The organism is Neorhizobium sp. LMR1-1-1.1, from assembly GCF_040675795.1.
GTDB classification, from domain to species: Bacteria; Pseudomonadota; Alphaproteobacteria; order Rhizobiales; family Rhizobiaceae; genus Neorhizobium; species Neorhizobium cellulosilyticum.
The window spans coordinates 82,881-99,087 of record NZ_JBEGHE010000102.1 but is presented as its reverse complement, the minus strand read 5'-3'; the positions used below and the strand labels follow the sequence as shown (position 1 = coordinate 99,087).

Sequence of the window (16,207 nt, the reverse complement as noted above, 5' to 3'; positions counted from 1 at the left end):
AAGATTATGGCTTACGCCATGGCCTTCTTAAGGTTTTCGTCGATCTTGTCGAGGAAGGCGGTGGTCGAGAGCCACGGCTGATCCGGGCCGATGAGCAGCGCCAGGTCCTTGGTCATTAAGCCGGCTTCGACCGTGTCGATGCAGACCTTTTCCAAGGTGTCGGCGAATTTCGTCAGTTCCGCATTGTCGTCCAGCTTGGCGCGGTGCGCGAGGCCACGGGTCCAGGCGAAGATCGAGGCGATCGAGTTCGTCGAGGTTTCCTGACCCTTCTGGTGCTGGCGGTAGTGGCGGGTAACCGTGCCGTGTGCAGCTTCGGCTTCGACCGTCTTGCCATCCGGCGTCATCAGAACCGAAGTCATCAGGCCGAGCGAACCAAAACCCTGCGCAACGATGTCGGACTGTACGTCGCCGTCGTAGTTCTTGCAGGCCCAGACATAGCCGCCGGACCACTTCAGAGCAGAAGCGACCATGTCGTCGATCAGGCGGTGTTCGTACCAGATCTTGGCTTCATCATACTGCGCCTTGAACTCGGCGTCGAAGATTTCCTGGAACAGATCCTTGAAGCGGCCGTCATAGGCCTTGAGGATCGTGTTCTTGGTCGACAGGTAGCAGGGAACGCCGCGCTGCAGGGCATAGTTGAACGAAGCGCGGGCGAAATCGCGGATAGAATCGTCGAGGTTGTACATTGCCATGGCAACGCCCGAGGACGGTGCGTCGAACACGTCATGCTCGATCGTCTGGCCATCGTCGCCGACGAACTTGATCGACAGCTTGCCCTTGCCCGGGAACTTGAAGTCAGTTGCGCGATACTGGTCGCCGAAAGCGTGACGGCCGACGATGATCGGCTTGGTCCAGCCCGGAACCAGACGCGGCACGTTCTGCATGATGATCGGCTCGCGGAAGATGACGCCGCCGAGGATGTTGCGGATCGTGCCGTTAGGGCTCTTCCACATCTTCTTCAGCTTGAATTCTTCGACGCGGGCTTCGTCCGGCGTGATGGTGGCGCACTTGATGCCGACGCCGTGCTTCTTGATGGCGTTGGCGGCGTCGATCGTCACCTGGTCGTCGGTGGCATCGCGGTTCTCGACAGAAAGATCGTAATATTCGATGTCGAGATCGAGATAGGGCAGGATCAGCTTATCCTTGATCAACTGCCAGATGATGCGGGTCATCTCGTCGCCGTCGAGATCGACGACCGGGTTGGCTACCTTGATCTTCTGCATGGACTTCCTCTTGTCGTGTATGGGCCGGACCGGCCCCGAATGGATCAACGGGTTGCGCTATAACATCGCAGGGCAGGTGTGCAAAGCCGTGAGACAGGGATTGGCGGCTTTTCTGTGAGATTTCAACGCAGGGCCCTTCTGGCTTTGAAAAACAGCAAGAATGGTCATTGCCAAATAAAGGCCGAGGGGTAATGTCCGCGCAAATCGCTTCGAATACGGATAACCACCATGCGAACTCTGCCGCTCGCTCTTGCCCTGTCGTTTCTGTCCACGGTTTCGGTTGCTGCCGAACCCGTCGATCCGGTCAAGGAGGTGATGAAGGTCACCGAAGAAAATTGGAACAGCAACGACAGCGACTGGAAGTTCATCTTCGATCCCGATCCGCTGGCGCGCCTGTTCAGCAAGCGCTTCCAGACGGCCTATGCCGATGCCGCCAAGCATCCGGCCTATGAAACGGAAAACAACCAGCCAGGCGACCCATTCGGTTACGATGTCGTCACCGCCTCGCAGGATGGCTGCCCGCTGCAGGATATCGTCATCGCGCCGGGCGTAGCGGTAAATGGCAAAACCGACTTCAAGGTCACGTTCAAGCAATGGACCTGCATCGATGACGCCGATCTAAAGGACACGGTCTCCGAAGTGCATTTCGATGTGATCGATGAGGGCGGCAAGCCCGTCATTGACGACATCCACCGTGTGGCCGATGGCGAAAGCGATAGCGTCGTCGAGGAAATGCAGTCGATAGCCAAGGGCGAGTGATGCCGGGCGTGCCCGGCTTTCGGCATGATACAAGCGATGTCTAGGGCGCGGCGGATGGCCATGACGTTTGCCGATCGCCTGCTGGCCCATGATCCCGCCTTGTCGCGGGTGAAGATGGGAGCGCGTGTGACGCTCACCATCCTCGCCTCGATCCTCGTCCTGATCGCCATTCATCTGGCGGTAACGCCGCTGCCGTCGATTTCCTATGCGCTGGCAATCGTGCTGTCGATCGAAGGCGGCGTCGCCGTGAAGGACAAGAGGCCCGGCGACCAGCTGACGACGCGCCTGATGGGCTGCACGGCAAGCCTTTTCTGCATCACGCTTGCGGCAGCGCTCGAACCTTACCGGCTTGTCGCCGACCTGACCTTCCTATGTGTCATCCTTGCGGCGAGCATTGCACGCGTATTCGGCCAGCGCGGTTTTGCCGTCGGCATGTTCGCGTTCATTTCCTATTTCATCGGCGCCTATTTGCGACCGACATTTTCGGAACTGCCGCTGGCGGCTTTGGGGCCGCTTTTTGCCGTCGCCTTCGGGCACCTGATCCGCAAATACCTGCTGGTTGACGACTGGCGTCGCGATCTGAGCAAAACTTTTCGGGCGATAGAGCATCGTGTGTCGGATATTCTGCTGCGACTTGCCGGGCTTGCCGCAAGCGGAACGCTGACGGAGAAAGATCGCCTCGAACTGCGCCAGATGGAAGAGCAGCTGAAGGACGTGGTGCTGATGGCGGAAGGCCTTCTCCCGCGCAGTGCTGACGGTTCCATGCCCAGTGACAGCAGTCCCGTCATGGCCGTTTCGATCGCCATCTTCGATCTTCACCTTGCCGCTGAAAGCGTCATCGTGCAATCGCTTGTGGCCTTGCCGCCTGCCGCTCTTGTGAATGCCGTGCTCCATGATGATGCGGTCGCGGCAAAGCGGATTGCGGAAGACCCTTCTATTGCGGCCGGTGAAGAGCGGAAGAGGCAGAGCGTCCACGCGCTGTTATGGCTACAGCGGGCTTCCTCCGCCCTGCGTGAGGCCGCCACCGACCGGGCTTTCCAGCAATTGATGGCCTTTGGTGATGTGCCGCGGGCAGGGCCGCCGGTGAAACCGGATTTCTCCTGGAAGAACCCGCTTGTGCGTGCGGCTGTCCAGATCACTATCGCCTCCGGCATCGCCATGGTCTTCGGGCTGCTTCTCTCCCGTGACCGCTGGTTCTGGGCCGTGCTGACGGCATTTCTCGTGTTCAACAACACCCGCTCGCGTGGCGATGCGGCATTGCGGGCGATCCAGCGATCGGTCGGTACGCTGCTCGGCGTTGCCATCGGCCTTGCCTTAGCGACGCTGCTTTCCGGTCATACGACAACGACTGTCGGCCTTGCGGCCGTCTGTGTCTTTCTGGCCTTCTATTACCTGCAGGTCTCCTACGCGCTCCTCAGTTTCTTCGTCACCATCGTTCTCTGCCTCGTCTATGGCCTGATCGGCCAGCTCACATACGAGGTCCTGTTGCTGCGGCTGGAGGAAACGGTGATCGGCTCAATCGCCGGCATGTTCGTCGCCTTCGTCATCTTTCCATCCTCCACCCGCTCGACCGTCGAACTGGCGGTTGCCCGATGGTACGACGCGCTCGGACAGTTGCTGGAGGCGGTGGACAACGGGGAAAGCCGCTACCGGCTGATCGAATTGTCGAACCGCCTCGATGAGACTTACCGAGACCTGACCGTTGCTGCGCGTCCGCTGGGCAGTGCATGGTCGCTGGTCACCCGGCCGGGGCCGATCCGCCAGACATTGGCGATTTTCCTCGCCACCTCCTATTGGGCCCGGATCCTGGCGCGGGATTTTGCAAATGCTGGAAACGGCAACGACCCGGAAATGCACCGAGCGATTGATAATGCAAGGCAGGCGCTGGAGAAGGCCACAGCCAGGAAGGCTGACTGTTTTTCCATCAAGACGCCGCGCCATGCTGCTGCAAGCGGCAATTTGCCGGCACCGGGGCAGGGCGCCGCACATGGGGCGGATATGGTCGCCAATCTGCTCAATCGCCTTTATCCGCCGGCAGCAGATGAGCAAAAGAGCCAATAACCGGCTTGCCGTTGTTGGCCGACGGGTCTATTGCCCGGCTCCAAGAACAAGCGGAAACGAATATGTCGGGCACCAATAGCGAACGTGAACTCATTGCCGAAGGACCGGCGATCATTCTGGTCGAGCCGCAACTCGGCGAAAATATCGGCATGGTCGCCCGCGCCATGGCCAATTTCGGCCTCGTCGAACTCCGCCTCGTCAACCCGCGTGATGGCTGGCCGAATGAAAAGGCGCGCTCTGCCGCCTCCAAGGCCGATCACGTCATCGACGGCACCAAGGTCTATGACACGCTGGAAGAGGCGATCAGCGACCTCAACTTCGTCTATGCCACGACGGCCCGCGAGCGTTACGGCTTCAAGCCCGTCCGCTCGCCGGTCTTTGCTGCCGCCAACCTGCGGGAAAAATTCAAGGCGGGCGAAAAGACCGGAATCCTCTTCGGCCGTGAGCGCTGGGGCCTTAACAATGAAGAAGTGGCGCTTGCCGACGAGATCGTCACCTTCCCGGTAAACCCCGCCTTCGCGTCGCTCAATATTGCCCAGGCCGTGCTTCTCATGTCCTATGACTGGATGAAGTCGGGCATGGACGACCTTGAAGAGACACGCTTCCAGCCGATCGAACAGAACCCTTCGACGAAGGAGCAGGTGCTCGGTATGTTCGAGCATATCGAAGAGGCGCTGGATGCCCGCGGTTATTTCCATCCGCCTGAAAAAAAGCCCAAAATGATCGACAACCTTCGGGCTGTCCTGTCGCGTCGGGCCTTTTCCGAGCAGGAGATCAGCGTGTTTCGCGGGGTGATCAATTCGCTTGATCGCTTCCCGCGGCAGTGGCCGAAAAAGACGGTGCCGAGACAGAAGAAGGCCTCCGAGGCAGGGGAGACAGAGGGGAATGACAGCGGCGAATGAGCTGAAGCCCATACTGGTGTTCGATTCGGGCATCGGTGGGCTGACGGTGCTGCGTGAAGCGCGCGTGCTGATGCCAGAACGCGGCTTCGTTTACGTTGCCGACGATGCGGCCTTTCCCTATGGCAGTTGGGAGGAGGGCGCTTTGCAGGAGCGTATCCTCTCCCTGTTCGAAAGGTTGTTAGAAGATCATCAGCCGGAAATCTGCGTCATCGCCTGCAACACCGCTTTCACCCTTGCCGGTGCCGCGCTGCGCGAAAAATTTCCGCATATGACCTTTGTCGGCACCGTGCCGGCAATCAAACCTGCGGCCGAACGCACCCGCTCCGGCCTCGTTTCGGTTCTGGCAACACCCGGTACCGTCAAGCGCGCCTATACGCGTGATCTGATCCAGTCTTTCGCCACCCAGTGTCATGTCCGCCTCGTCGGATCCGAAAACCTCGCCCGCATGGCGGAAAGCTATATCCGCGGCGAAGCGATTTCCGATGATGAGGTGCTCGCCGAGATCGCCCCATGTTTCGTCGAGAAGGATGGCGAAAAGACCGATATCGTCGTGCTTGCCTGCACGCATTACCCCTTCATGGCCAATCTCTTCCGCCGTCTCGCGCCTTGGCCGGTCGACTGGCTCGACCCAGCTGAAGCAATAGCAAGGCAGGCACGACGCAAAGCGCCGCTCATCGAAGGCGCTGAACATCCCGAAGGTTTCGACTTTGCCGTCTTCACCTCAGGTAATCCGGATTTTGCCACCCGCCGTCTGATGCAGGGGTTTGGCCTGCGCACCGGCTGAGGCATGGCCTGATCGCCGACTGTTGCCCTCGTGCAACAAAAATACCTTTGAGTGCAATTTTCGATTGTGGGTGCTTGCGCGTTTGAAAAGACCGTGCAATGTTCCAGCATCCGCAACTCAAGCAAGGGAGAGCATCGATGAATACATTTTCTGCTTACATGCGCCTCTCTGGCGGATTGGTCCGAACCATGCGGGTGAATTACCCGCGCAATCTGCTCGGACTGGCTTTCCGCGGCTGATAACGCCCGGAATCCGCCTATTGGCATCTTTCTCGATCTAAACTCGATTTGACGTGACCGGTCTATCCGTCTGACGGCTATTGCCGTTAGCACTTCCGCGCGCGTCTTTCCAAAACCACGAAAGGACCCGCTCGCATGCGCGAGGCGGGGCGGAAAAGCTATGCGTGAAATGCACGTAATGGTTGCCGATGTTCTGTCGGCAGAAATGGACGCTCTTCACCGGCGCCACGGTCCCTGGCGTCTGATAAAGGCACTTGTCGCGACCCTCGTCAGGCGCTCTTCGCCGTTTTCGGCAAACCGCTCGTCCGATCTCGACAATCACATGCTTCGGGATATCGGTCTGCCCGAGAACGTTCCGGAGGTCGATTTCGTCCTGCAGTCCCGGTTCGTCGACTGGAGGAACTACCTGTGAGCGACGGTCTGACATGCCGTCAGCCGGCGCTGAGAGACATGGAGGCCGCGTCGAATGTGTTTCGAACCGCATTCGACGCGCAGCTTCCATGGCTTGCGGGCCTTCACAAGCCGGAAGAGGACCGGGGCTTCTGGTCGGGATACCTGTTCTCGAATTGCGCCATCTGGGGTGCTGAGCGACAGGGAAATCTGATCGGCGTTATCGCTTTTCACCAGGGTTGGGTCGATCAGCTCTATATCCTGCCGCATATGCAGGGGCGTGGCATTGGTTCGCGTCTTCTCGATATAGCCAAGGCCAATCATGTTCGCCTTAATCTCTGGACCTTTCAGAAAAATGCCGGTGCCCGGTTTTTTTATGAAAGTCAGGGATTTGAGGTCGTCCGCGAAACGGATGGCGCGGACAATGAAGAACAAGAGCCTGACATCCTTTACAGCTGGCGCCGCTGCGCCTGAAGCACACACTTGTCATGCGGATCTTTCCGTGACTTGATCTCGCTATCTACCTGAGGAAAATTCCATGTCGCTCGAACACTGGCTTGCATTCGTTGCCGCATCCGCCGTGCTGCTGGCAATTCCGGGACCGACTATCCTTCTCGTCATTTCCTATGCTCTGAGCCATGGCCGCAAGGTGGCAAGCGCGACCGTGGCTGGCGTGGCGCTCGGCGATTTCACCGCCATGACCGCCTCCATGCTTGGCCTCGGTGCGCTTTTGGCAACATCCGCCATGCTGTTCACCGTGTTGAAATGGGTCGGTGCCGCCTATCTCATCTATCTGGGCATCAAGCTGTGGCGCGTCCCGGTATCCGCACAGGCGCAGGCTGTCGAAGAGGCAGATGCGCCGGCCGTTCGCCCGTTCCGGGTCTTCCTCCACACCTATGCCGTGACGGCGCTCAACCCGAAAAGCATCGTATTTTTCGTCGCCTTCCTGCCGCAGTTCCTCGATCTGACCCGGCCGCTCTTCTTCCAGATGGCGGTGTTTGAAGTGACCTTCCTTGTTCTGGCAACCATCAATGCCGCGCTTTACGGGCTTCTTGCCTCGATGGCGCGCAACACGATCCGCAAGCCCAAAGTTCAGCGTATCGTCAATCGCACCGGCGGTTCGCTGATGATCGGTGCCGGGTTGCTTTCGCTCGGCTTCAAACGCGTTGCCGCCTGATCGCAAATGTCTGATCTCAATGCCTGTTGATTTTTCTCTCTTTCCCGAAGAAACGAATCTCGATCTCTGTTAAGGGGAGGGGTCGGCGCTCTGTGTCACTGCAGGAAGACTGCCGGCAAAACACAAATTTACGGCATACGAGGGCAGCATAGTGCAAGTCGGCATCGATATGGGAACTGTGACCGGCGGAGCGCCGGCCAAGCTCGATATCGAGGAGCTTCTGGCGACGCGTCTGCTTGTTCAGGGCAATTCCGGTTCCGGAAAGTCGCATCTTCTGCGCCGCCTGCTGGAGCAGTCCGCGCCTTGGGTACAGCAGGTCGTCATCGATCCGGAAGGCGATTTCGTCACCCTGTCGGATAAATACGGCCATGTGGTCGTCGATGGCGAACGCACCGAAGCCGAGCTTGCCGGTATCGCTAACCGCATTCGCAAGAACCGCGTCTCCTGCGTGCTGACGCTCGAAGGGCTGGATCTCGAAGAACAGATGCGCGCCGCGGCCGCCTTCTTGAATGGCATGTTCGATGCCGATCGTGATTACTGGTACCCGGTTCTCGTTGTCGTTGACGAAGCGCAGATGTTTGCGCCTTCAGTCGGTGGCGATGTCTCAGAAGATGCCCGAAAAATGTCGCTCGGCGCTATGACCAATCTGATGTGCCGTGGCCGTAAGCGTGGTCTCGCCGGCGTCATCGCCACCCAGCGCTTGGCAAAGCTTGCCAAGAACGTTGCGGCCGAAGCCTCAAACTTCCTGATGGGCCGTACCTTCCTCGATATCGACATGGCGCGAGCGGCCGACCTGCTCGGTATGGATCGCCGCCAGGCGGAAATGTTCCGCGACCTGAAGCGCGGCAATTTCGTTGCTCTCGGCCCGGCTCTGTCGCGCCGCCCGCTGCCGATCGTCATCGGCAATGTCGAAACCTCGGCGCGCTCCTCCAGCCCCAAGCTGATGCCGCTGCCGGATGCGCCGCAGGATGTCGAAGACTTGATCTTCACGCCGGATCCGGAAGAATTCGCCCGGCCGATCACCGCAGTTCGCCGCCCGACACCGACGCCACGCCCGACCACCGATATTCTGGCTGAACTCTCCCGTTCGACGCCGGCAGCGGTTCAGCCAGCGGCCAACGAATCCCGTGTGGCCATGCCGGAATTGACTGAAGAAGAGCGCGAGGAGCGGCTGATGGCGGTGATGTCGGAAATTCTCGACGATCCGCAATCGGCTTATCGGACCGACAGCGTCCTCTATCAGGATTTTCTCGTGCGCGCCCGCATGCGCCGTCTGCCCGGCCCGCCGATCTCGCTCAGCGATTTCCGCCGCCGCACCGCGATCGCCCGTTCCGGCGTCGATGCGACCATGGCGGCGAGCGAGGCCTGGGCGACCGTGCTTTCGCTGTCGAATGGTGTCTCCGATGACCTTCAGGGCGTGTTCCTGATGATGGCCAAGGCGGCACTCGGTTCCGAGCCTTGCCCGTCTGATGCCCGCATCGCCCGCGCTTACGGCACCCATTCCGCGCGCCGCGCGAGGCGCCTTCTCGGTTATTTCGAGGAGCAGGGGTTGATCGTCGTCCACGCGGATTTCGCCGGCAAGCGCATCGTCGCGTTCCCGGACCTGCAGGCTGAAACCGCACCCGGTGCGGCCGAGGCACCCGATGAGGGCGATCTCAAGATCGCTGCGGAATAAAGGGCTTAAAGCCATTCCGCTGTTGACAATTCCATGACAGCCCCCTAAAGAGCGGCCCAGCACCGGGTGGCAACGCCCGGTGTTTTATTGACATGTCCCGTGGCACTCTCCGATCGCTTTCGTGAGAAGCCTGTCAGAACTTCCAAAACGAGGTTCAGAGGAGGGCGTGTTTCCTTCATCCGGTTTGGCAACAAACCGGTGCAACCGTTCGAAAGGAAATGCGATGAGCAAGCGCGAATCGTCCAAGTACAAAATTGACCGCCGTATGGGCGAAAACATCTGGGGCCGTCCGAAGTCCCCGGTTAACCGCCGCGAATACGGCCCGGGCCAGCACGGCCAGCGCCGCAAGGGCAAGCTCTCCGACTTCGGTGTACAGCTCCGCGCCAAGCAGAAGCTGAAGGGCTACTACGGTGATATCCGCGAGAAGCAGTTCCGCGCGATCTACGAAGAAGCTAACCGCCGCAAGGGCGACACCGGTGAAAACCTGATCGGTCTCTTGGAATCGCGTCTGGACGCCATCGTCTACCGCGCCAAGTTCGTTCCGACCGTCTTCGCTGCCCGTCAGTTCGTCAACCACGGCCACGTTACGGTCAACGGCGTTCGCGTCAACATCGGTTCCTACCGTTGCAAGGCCGGCGACGTCATCGAAGTCCGTCAGAAGTCCAAGCAGCTCGTCACGGTTCTCGAAGCCGTTTCGCTCGCTGAACGCGACGTTCCGGATTACCTCGAAGTCGACCACAACAAGATGGTTGCCACCTACGCCCGCGTACCGGCTCTCTCGGATGTACCGTACCCGGTCATCATGGAACCGTCGCTGGTCGTCGAATTCTACTCGCGTTAATCGCGACGAAAATTTGCGAAAATGGCCCCTTTCGGGGCCATTTTTGTATCTGCCGACTGCCACAATGCGGATACGAAAAAAGCCGCTCCTTTCGGGGCGGCTTTTTTCGTTGATCAGTAAATATTGGCTACTTCGAAGACGCCTTCTTCTTTTCCACCGTGACGGTCGGCTCCACCGTTGTCGGCGTGGCCGCATCCGTCAGCTGAACGGTTTTGGAGGGCGTTTCCTCCGTCCGCTTTTCTCCCATCCGGTTCCAGGCATCGAGGCCAGCGATCTTGTAGGCTTCGGCAAGCGTCGGATAGTTGAAGGTGTTCTCGACGAAATATTCGACGGTGCCTTTGAGGTTCAGAACGGCCTGGCCGATATGGACCAGCTCGGTCGCGCCTTCGCCGACGATATGGACGCCAAGCAGACGCCGCGTCTTCAGCGAAAAGATCAGCTTCAAGAGGCCGCTATCGAGACCCATGATGTGGCCGCGCGACGTTTCGCGGAACCGGGCGACACCGCATTCATAGGGGATGCCGCGCTCGCGCATCTCTTCCTCTGTCAGGCCGCAGGTGGAAATTTCCGGCACAGCATAGATGCCATAAGGGAAATATTTCTGCGGCTCCTTGGCCATCGCGCCGACTGCGACACGGGCCGCGATCCGCCCCTGTTCCATCGAAGTGGAGGCAAGGCTCGGAAAGCCGACAACGTCGCCGGCGGCATAGATGCCAGGCACGGAGGTCTCGAAGGTTTCCGGGTTGACGCGAAGCCGGCCCCGGCTGTCTGCATCCAGTCCCGCGGCCGCGAGGTTCAGTGTATCGGTCGCGCCGACGCGTCCGGCTGCGTAGAGCACCATGTCGGCGACGATCCTGCGGCCTGTATCCACCGTCACGGCAACCTTGCCATCCGCCAGTTTCTCCACCTTCTCGGCCTTCTGCCCGAGCAGAAGCTTCATGTTGCGGTCACGCAGCTGATAGGTGAAGTCCTCGATGATTTCCTTGTCGATGAAATCGAGAAGCGTCGATTTCGGATCGATGACGGTAACCGCAGCGTCTAGCGCGGAAAAGATCGTCGCGTATTCGATGCCGATTACACCGGCGCCGATCACCACGATCGAGCGGGGGAGATTGTGGATCTCCAACAATTCGTCGCTGTCTAGAACCGTCTTGTTATCGAAGGGAATCGATTCCGGACGATAGGGGCGGGTGCCGACAGCGAGCAGGATGCTCTTGCCCGAGACGTGAACAGTATCGTCATCGTCCTTGACGATCTGCATCGTGTCCTTCGAAACGAAGCTCGCCTTGCCGCGAATATGCTGAACCCGGTTGCGGGCAAACTGATGTTCCAGAACGTCGACCTCGTGGTCGAGCGTGATCAGCAGACGGCGGCGCAGGTCTTCTGCGCTGATCTCCTGCTTGACCCTGTAAGAACGGCCATAAAAGCCACGCTCCCGCCAGCCGGAAAGATTGAGCGCCGTTTCGCGCAGTGTCTTCGACGGGATCGTGCCGGTATGAACCGATACGCCGCCGACGCGCCGACCTTGCTCGACGACGAGCACCTTTTTGTCGAGCTTTGCCGCCTGGATGGCAGCACGCCGTCCGGCCGGTCCGCTGCCAACCACGATGAGGTCGTACTGGTGCATGAAATTCTCCGTTTGGAACCCGCTGGTCTCGCCAGCCAAAACAACCAGACCTGATCTACACGACTATTCTAAAATTCTGATTGCATGCGGCAATTTTTCGAAAATGACAAAAGACAACTGCGTGAGCAAGGCCCAAGCCTGTCTAAGAACACGACTATTGTGCGGTGCAGCGATGATGGTTTTCGAGTGATGCTGGTGGTTATCGGTCGTTTCGCGTGGTCTTGAGCAGCTGTCTGACGCGCTCGGCATCGGCTTCGGTCATCGGTGTGAACACGACAAGGCCGAGATCCGGCCGGCCATCGACGGTAAAGGAGGAATATTCCATCATCAGGTCGCCGGCGATCTCGTGGCGGAAATGCTTCGTTCCGGCTCCGTAATTCTGGATATCGTAGTTCTGCCAGATCGCACTGAACTCGGGGCTTGCCTGGCTGAGCTGTTTGACCATCGCCTGCAGAGCTTGCGCAGGTGCCGCCTTGATCGCTTCGGCACGGAAAGACGCGACCGCTGAGCGAGCGTCCCGTTCCCAGTTGACCATATGTCCGCGAACCCGTTGGTTGCAAAAGATCAGCTTCAGAATGTTGCGCTCTTCCGGCGGCAGGAGAGCGTAATCGGTCATGACCACGCTTGCCGCCGCATTCCAGCCGACGACGTCCCAAAGCGCGGTGCGCAGCACCGCCGGGCTGAATGTCATCGCATCCAGAACCCGCTGCAACTGCGCCGATATGGGTTCGAACGGCTGGTGACGGATTTCCGGCGGTCGGTGTTGCGCCAGCAGAAAAAGATGTTCGCGCTCGGCGCTGGTGAGTGTCAGCGCCCTTGCGAGCCGGTCCAGTACATCGCTCGAAGGCGAGCCGCCGCGGCCCTGTTCCAGCCACGTATACCATGTGGCGCTGACATTTGCGCGCTGCGCGACTTCTTCGCGCCTCAGACCCGGTGTGCGCCGACGAGTTGCTTCGATACCGAATTCCGCCGGATCGAGCTTTGCCCGGCGATCCTTCAGGTAGCTCCCAAGCGGATTGTCGTCCCGCGCTTTGTCGATCGCCTCTGCCATTGTCGTCAGCCTGTTAGTCCCGATACGGGTATAAGGTCACGGCTTTTATCGCCCGCATCCGGATCATATTCGACATCCGTCAACATGCCAGCATGAGGGTTTCATATGCGTGTCTTTGTTACGGGTGCAACGGGTTTTGTCGGTTCCGTCGTCGTTCGGGAGCTTGTTTCTGCGGGTCATCAGGTTCTCGGCCTGTCGCGCTCCGATGCCGGCAGCGCCTCGCTGCAGGCTGCAGGGGCCGATGTTCATCGTGGCTCTCTGGATGATCTCGCCAGCCTTCAAGCCGGAGCGGCTGCCGCGGATGCGGTGATCCATACGGGCTTCAACCACGACTTTTCCAAATTCAAGGAGAACTGTGAGGCGGATCGACGGATCATAGCGGCCCTAGGTGACGCGCTCGCCGGATCCAATCGTCCTTTTCTGGTGACATCCGGCACGGGCCTGCTTCAGCTGGGGCGGCCGGCCACGGAAGACGATCTGCCGAATGTCGGTTCATCCGTCATTCCCCGTGTCGCGACCGAAGAGGCCGTGGCGGCAATAGTCGAGCGTGGCGTCAAAGCCTCCCTGATCCGTCTGCCGCCCTCGGTTCATGGAACCGGCGACCATGGTTTCGTCCCGATGTTGATCGCCAAGGCGCGCGAGACTGGCGTCTCCGCCTATGTCGGCGATGGTGAGAACCGCTGGCCGGCGGTCCATCGGTTCGACGCCGCAAACGTCTATCGTTTGGCGCTGGAGCGGGGAGCACTTGAGCCGCGCTACCATGCGGTGGCGGAAGAAGGCGTCCCGTTCAGGCAGATTGCCGAACTGATCGGCCGCCGTCTCGGCGTGCCGGTCGTCTCCAAAAGCCATGAAGAGGCCGCCACACACTTTGGTTGGTTCGCCCATTTCGCCGGCATGGACAGCCCGGCATCGAGCGCGAAAACGAAAGCGTGGTTGAACTGGAAGCCGACCCAACCCGGCCTGCTGGAGGATCTCGATCAGGACGCCTATTTCGCCGGCTGAAGCCGGGCGAGGGGTCAGATCAGCCTCAACCCCTTGAGGCTGGCATGACCGTCCTTGCCGATGATGATGTGGTCGTGGACGGTGATGCCGAGCGGCTTTGCCGTATCCACGATCGTTTTGGTCATGTCGATATCGGCGCGTGACGGGGTCGGGTCTCCGCTCGGGTGATTGTGGACGAGAATGATGGCGGTGGCGGAAAGCTCCAGCGCTCGCCGCACCACTTCGCGCGGATAGACCGGCGTGTGATCGACCGTTCCCTTGCCCTGGATTTCATCGGCGATCAGCGCATTGCGCTTGTCGAGAAACAGGATGCGGAACTGCTCGCGGGATTCATAGGCCATGGCCGCATGGCAATAATCGATCACGGAAGACCAGGAAGAGAGAACCTGCTTTTCACGAAGCTCGCTGCGCAAAATCCGCTGGCCGACCGTCGCAACCAGTTTCAGATCGAGCGCGACGCTCTCGCCGATCCCCTTGATCTCCTGCAGCAGGCTTGTCGGGGCGCCAAACACGCCTGCAAGCGAACCGAAACGGGCCAATAGCGCCTTGGCGAGCGGCTTGGTGTCCCGGCGCGGGATCGAGCGGAACAGCAGAAGTTCGAGGATTTCGTAGTCGGCGAGCGACGTATCGCCATGGTCGCGATATTTGTCGCGCAACCGCTCGCGGTGTCCGAGATAGTGCTCGGCTGCTCCGGGCAGCTGATCCGCCTTGAGCGGCGGCCGTTTTCCCACATGTTCGGCAAAATAACCGCGCTCGTCGGCGAACAGGTCGTCGCGGCCCGTCTCCTCGGCTGGTTCATGCGAATCTTGCGAGGAGGCGGGGCGCTTGTTCATGGATCAGCCTTCGAGCGGCGCAAGTCCGGGGCGGTCGAAACCACCCGGCGAAAGGGTGAAGATCTCACAGCCCGTGGCGGTAACGCCGATTGCGTGTTCGTATTGTGCCGAAAGCGACCGGTCGCGGGTCACCGCCGTCCAGCCATCGGCAAGAACCTTGACATGCGGCTTGCCCAGATTGATCATCGGCTCGATCGTGAAGATCATGCCCTCTTTCAGTTCCGGCCCTTCGTCGGATCTGCCGTAATGCAGGATGTTCGGCGAATCGTGGAACAACTGCCCGACGCCATGGCCGCAGAAATCGCGCACGACGGAGCAGCGCTCGGCTTCCGCATAGGTCTGGATCGCTTCACCAATAGCGCCGGTGCGCACGCCGGGCTTGACGACGGCAATGCCGCGCATCAGGCATTCATACGTCACTTCCAGAAGACGCTCGGCAGCGCGCTTGATCTGCCCGACGGGGTACATTCGGCTGGAATCGCCGTGCCATCCGTCGAGAATGTAGGTGACGTCGATATTGACGATATCGCCTTCACGCAGCGGCTTGTCGTCCGGCATGCCGTGGCAGACGACATGATTGATCGATGTGCAGACCGAATATTTGTAACCGCGATAGTTCAGCGTCGCGGGAAGCGCGCCGTGATCCATGCCGAATTCGAAAACGAACCGGTCGATCGCCGCGGTGGTAACGCCCGGCTTGATGATCGAAGCGAGTTCGTCGAGGCAACGTGCGGTCAGAAGACACGCCTTGCGCATGCCGGCGAAGTCGTCGGCCGTGTTGTAAAGGCGGATTGCACCCGTGTTTTTTTGGGGGGCGGAAACCGCCTCGATGTAATTGACCATCATATTTCTCTCAATCGTTCCCCCGTTCATAATGCAGCACGCCCGCCTTAGTCCATGGCGAACAATAATTCCGACTGCATTCCTCCCGACAGGGGCGTCATTTCGATCAGATCCAGCGGTTCTATTCCTTCGGGAGAAACCGCGCATCTGAGCGCGTATGCCTCGACACCACGGTTCTGTGCCCGGACAAATGCCGCAGCGTAAAACGGATCGAGGTCGGAGCAGATCGAGAAGCTTTGGCAATCCGATCGCTGGATCAGGTAGATCATCACTGCCCGGTGACCGAGTTCTGCCATGTCGCCAAGTTCTTCCAGATGTTTAGCGCCGCGCTTGGTGACCGTATCGGGAAACTCGGCCAATCCCGCCTGTCGGCTGAAATGGACGTTCTTCACCTCCACATAGGCATCCGGCAGACCGTCGCCCTTCAGTAGGAAATCGACCCGCGAATTGCGGCCGTATTTCTGCTCTCTCATGATTGTCGGATAACCTGAGAGGCTGGGGATAAGGCTTGCGCGGATTGCTTCTTCGGTGAGCTTGTTCGGCATGCCGGTATTGACGCCGACGATTTCGCCCTCAGCCTCGATCATCTCGAAGACATGCCGATACTTGCGCGTTGGGCTGTCATGCTCGGAAAGCCAGATCCGCGATCCGGGTGTCGTCAGCCCACGCATCGAGCCGGTATTGGGGCAGGAGCCGGTGATCGGCGTACCGTCATCCAGAATGGCGTCGAACAGAAAACGCTTGTAGCGTTGCACCAGCGTGGCGGGAATAAGAGGAGAGTGAAAACGCATGAGAAGTCC

At 59.6% G+C, this 16,207-nt stretch carries 16 protein-coding genes; 10 read left to right on the top strand and 6 right to left on the bottom strand.

Annotated elements, in window-relative coordinates:
- Positions 1 to 11: 11 nt before the first annotated feature.
- A complete protein-coding gene (locus tag MRBLMR1_RS30485) occupies positions 12 to 1,223 on the bottom strand; it encodes an NADP-dependent isocitrate dehydrogenase (protein WP_500067247.1) in 1,212 nt (403 codons plus the stop codon).
- Positions 1,224 to 1,451: 228 nt separating this feature from the next.
- On the opposite strand from MRBLMR1_RS30485, the gene MRBLMR1_RS30480 reads away from it, so the two are divergent.
- From MRBLMR1_RS30480 to rpsD, 9 genes are all read left to right on the top strand, one after another.
- Positions 1,452 to 1,982, top strand: a complete 531-nt coding sequence (locus tag MRBLMR1_RS30480; RefSeq protein WP_148146427.1) for a hypothetical protein — start codon at positions 1,452 to 1,454, stop codon at positions 1,980 to 1,982.
- Between the two features lie 60 nt (positions 1,983 to 2,042).
- Positions 2,043 to 4,043 carry an FUSC family protein gene (locus tag MRBLMR1_RS30475; RefSeq protein WP_500067246.1) on the top strand — a complete coding sequence of 667 codons (2,001 nt, stop codon included), beginning with the start codon at positions 2,043 to 2,045 and terminating at the stop codon, positions 4,041 to 4,043.
- A gap of 62 nt (positions 4,044 to 4,105) precedes the next feature.
- Positions 4,106 to 4,945, top strand: coding sequence for an RNA methyltransferase (locus MRBLMR1_RS30470; RefSeq protein ID WP_148146429.1), 840 nt, complete (start codon positions 4,106 to 4,108; stop codon positions 4,943 to 4,945).
- Complete coding sequence (gene murI, locus MRBLMR1_RS30465; protein ID WP_148146430.1) at positions 4,929 to 5,729, top strand: glutamate racemase; 801 nt, start codon at positions 4,929 to 4,931, stop codon at positions 5,727 to 5,729. The genes MRBLMR1_RS30470 and murI overlap by 17 nt, the downstream gene beginning before the upstream one ends.
- A gap of 399 nt (positions 5,730 to 6,128) precedes the next feature.
- Positions 6,129 to 6,380, top strand: coding sequence for a hypothetical protein (locus MRBLMR1_RS30460; RefSeq protein WP_148146431.1), 252 nt, complete (start codon positions 6,129 to 6,131; stop codon positions 6,378 to 6,380).
- Positions 6,377 to 6,832 carry a GNAT family N-acetyltransferase gene (locus tag MRBLMR1_RS30455; protein ID WP_148146432.1) on the top strand — a complete coding sequence of 152 codons (456 nt, stop codon included), beginning with the start codon at positions 6,377 to 6,379 and terminating at the stop codon, positions 6,830 to 6,832. Before MRBLMR1_RS30460 ends, MRBLMR1_RS30455 begins: the two co-directional genes overlap by 4 nt.
- A gap of 64 nt (positions 6,833 to 6,896) precedes the next feature.
- The gene (locus MRBLMR1_RS30450; protein ID WP_148146433.1) at positions 6,897 to 7,535 is read left to right on the top strand and encodes a LysE family translocator; all 639 of its coding nucleotides are present in this window, start codon (positions 6,897 to 6,899) and stop codon (positions 7,533 to 7,535) included.
- Positions 7,536 to 7,686: 151 nt separating this feature from the next.
- Positions 7,687 to 9,210, top strand: coding sequence for a helicase HerA domain-containing protein (locus MRBLMR1_RS30445; protein WP_148146434.1), 1,524 nt, complete (start codon positions 7,687 to 7,689; stop codon positions 9,208 to 9,210).
- 223 nt (positions 9,211 to 9,433) lie between these two features.
- Positions 9,434 to 10,051, top strand: a complete 618-nt coding sequence (gene rpsD, locus MRBLMR1_RS30440; RefSeq protein ID WP_148146435.1) for a 30S ribosomal protein S4 — start codon at positions 9,434 to 9,436, stop codon at positions 10,049 to 10,051.
- Positions 10,052 to 10,178: 127 nt separating this feature from the next.
- Here rpsD and sthA read toward each other — a convergent pair whose 3' ends face one another.
- Positions 10,179 to 11,678, bottom strand: coding sequence for a Si-specific NAD(P)(+) transhydrogenase (gene sthA, locus MRBLMR1_RS30435; RefSeq protein WP_500067245.1), 1,500 nt, complete (start codon positions 11,676 to 11,678; stop codon positions 10,179 to 10,181).
- A gap of 199 nt (positions 11,679 to 11,877) precedes the next feature.
- Positions 11,878 to 12,729, bottom strand: a complete 852-nt coding sequence (locus MRBLMR1_RS30430; RefSeq protein ID WP_148146436.1) for an MmyB family transcriptional regulator — start codon at positions 12,727 to 12,729, stop codon at positions 11,878 to 11,880.
- A 105-nt stretch (positions 12,730 to 12,834) separates the two neighbouring features.
- Here MRBLMR1_RS30430 and MRBLMR1_RS30425 point away from each other — a divergent pair, with 105 nt between their 5' ends.
- Complete coding sequence (locus MRBLMR1_RS30425; protein ID WP_148146437.1) at positions 12,835 to 13,731, top strand: SDR family oxidoreductase; 897 nt, start codon at positions 12,835 to 12,837, stop codon at positions 13,729 to 13,731.
- Positions 13,732 to 13,745: 14 nt separating this feature from the next.
- On the opposite strand, the gene radC is transcribed toward MRBLMR1_RS30425, so the two are convergent.
- The 3 genes from radC to sfsA are packed head-to-tail and all read right to left on the bottom strand — an operon-like array spanning position 13,746 to position 16,198.
- Complete coding sequence (gene radC / locus MRBLMR1_RS30420) at positions 13,746 to 14,564, bottom strand: RadC family protein (protein WP_183686903.1); 819 nt, start codon at positions 14,562 to 14,564, stop codon at positions 13,746 to 13,748.
- A gap of 3 nt (positions 14,565 to 14,567) precedes the next feature.
- The gene (gene map / locus MRBLMR1_RS30415) at positions 14,568 to 15,407 is read right to left on the bottom strand and encodes a type I methionyl aminopeptidase (protein WP_183686932.1); all 840 of its coding nucleotides are present in this window, start codon (positions 15,405 to 15,407) and stop codon (positions 14,568 to 14,570) included.
- Between the two features lie 47 nt (positions 15,408 to 15,454).
- The gene (gene sfsA, locus MRBLMR1_RS30410) at positions 15,455 to 16,198 is read right to left on the bottom strand and encodes a DNA/RNA nuclease SfsA (RefSeq protein ID WP_148146440.1); all 744 of its coding nucleotides are present in this window, start codon (positions 16,196 to 16,198) and stop codon (positions 15,455 to 15,457) included.
- Between the last annotated feature and the right edge of the window lie 9 nt (positions 16,199 to 16,207).

What these genes read in the sequence shown, in the direction of transcription:
- MRBLMR1_RS30450 (WP_148146433.1), top strand. Translation starts at nt 6,897, where the DNA reads ATGTCGCTCGAACACTGGCTTGCATTCGTTGCCGCATCCGCCGTGCTG.
- MRBLMR1_RS30485 (WP_500067247.1), bottom strand. Translation starts at nt 1,223, where the DNA reads ATGCAGAAGATCAAGGTAGCCAACCCGGTCGTCGATCTCGACGGCGAC.
- MRBLMR1_RS30475 (WP_500067246.1), top strand. Translation starts at nt 2,043, where the DNA reads ATGACGTTTGCCGATCGCCTGCTGGCCCATGATCCCGCCTTGTCGCGG.
- MRBLMR1_RS30425 (WP_148146437.1), top strand. Translation starts at nt 12,835, where the DNA reads ATGCGTGTCTTTGTTACGGGTGCAACGGGTTTTGTCGGTTCCGTCGTC.
- MRBLMR1_RS30470 (WP_148146429.1), top strand. Translation starts at nt 4,106, where the DNA reads ATGTCGGGCACCAATAGCGAACGTGAACTCATTGCCGAAGGACCGGCG.
- MRBLMR1_RS30430 (WP_148146436.1), bottom strand. Translation starts at nt 12,729, where the DNA reads ATGGCAGAGGCGATCGACAAAGCGCGGGACGACAATCCGCTTGGGAGC.
- sfsA (WP_148146440.1), bottom strand. Translation starts at nt 16,198, where the DNA reads ATGCGTTTTCACTCTCCTCTTATTCCCGCCACGCTGGTGCAACGCTAC.
- map (WP_183686932.1), bottom strand. Translation starts at nt 15,407, where the DNA reads ATGGTCAATTACATCGAGGCGGTTTCCGCCCCCCAAAAAAACACGGGT.
- rpsD (WP_148146435.1), top strand. Translation starts at nt 9,434, where the DNA reads ATGAGCAAGCGCGAATCGTCCAAGTACAAAATTGACCGCCGTATGGGC.
- MRBLMR1_RS30460 (WP_148146431.1), top strand. Translation starts at nt 6,129, where the DNA reads ATGCGTGAAATGCACGTAATGGTTGCCGATGTTCTGTCGGCAGAAATG.
- radC (WP_183686903.1), bottom strand. Translation starts at nt 14,564, where the DNA reads ATGAACAAGCGCCCCGCCTCCTCGCAAGATTCGCATGAACCAGCCGAG.
- MRBLMR1_RS30480 (WP_148146427.1), top strand. Translation starts at nt 1,452, where the DNA reads ATGCGAACTCTGCCGCTCGCTCTTGCCCTGTCGTTTCTGTCCACGGTT.
- murI (WP_148146430.1), top strand. Translation starts at nt 4,929, where the DNA reads ATGACAGCGGCGAATGAGCTGAAGCCCATACTGGTGTTCGATTCGGGC.
- sthA (WP_500067245.1), bottom strand. Translation starts at nt 11,678, where the DNA reads ATGCACCAGTACGACCTCATCGTGGTTGGCAGCGGACCGGCCGGACGG.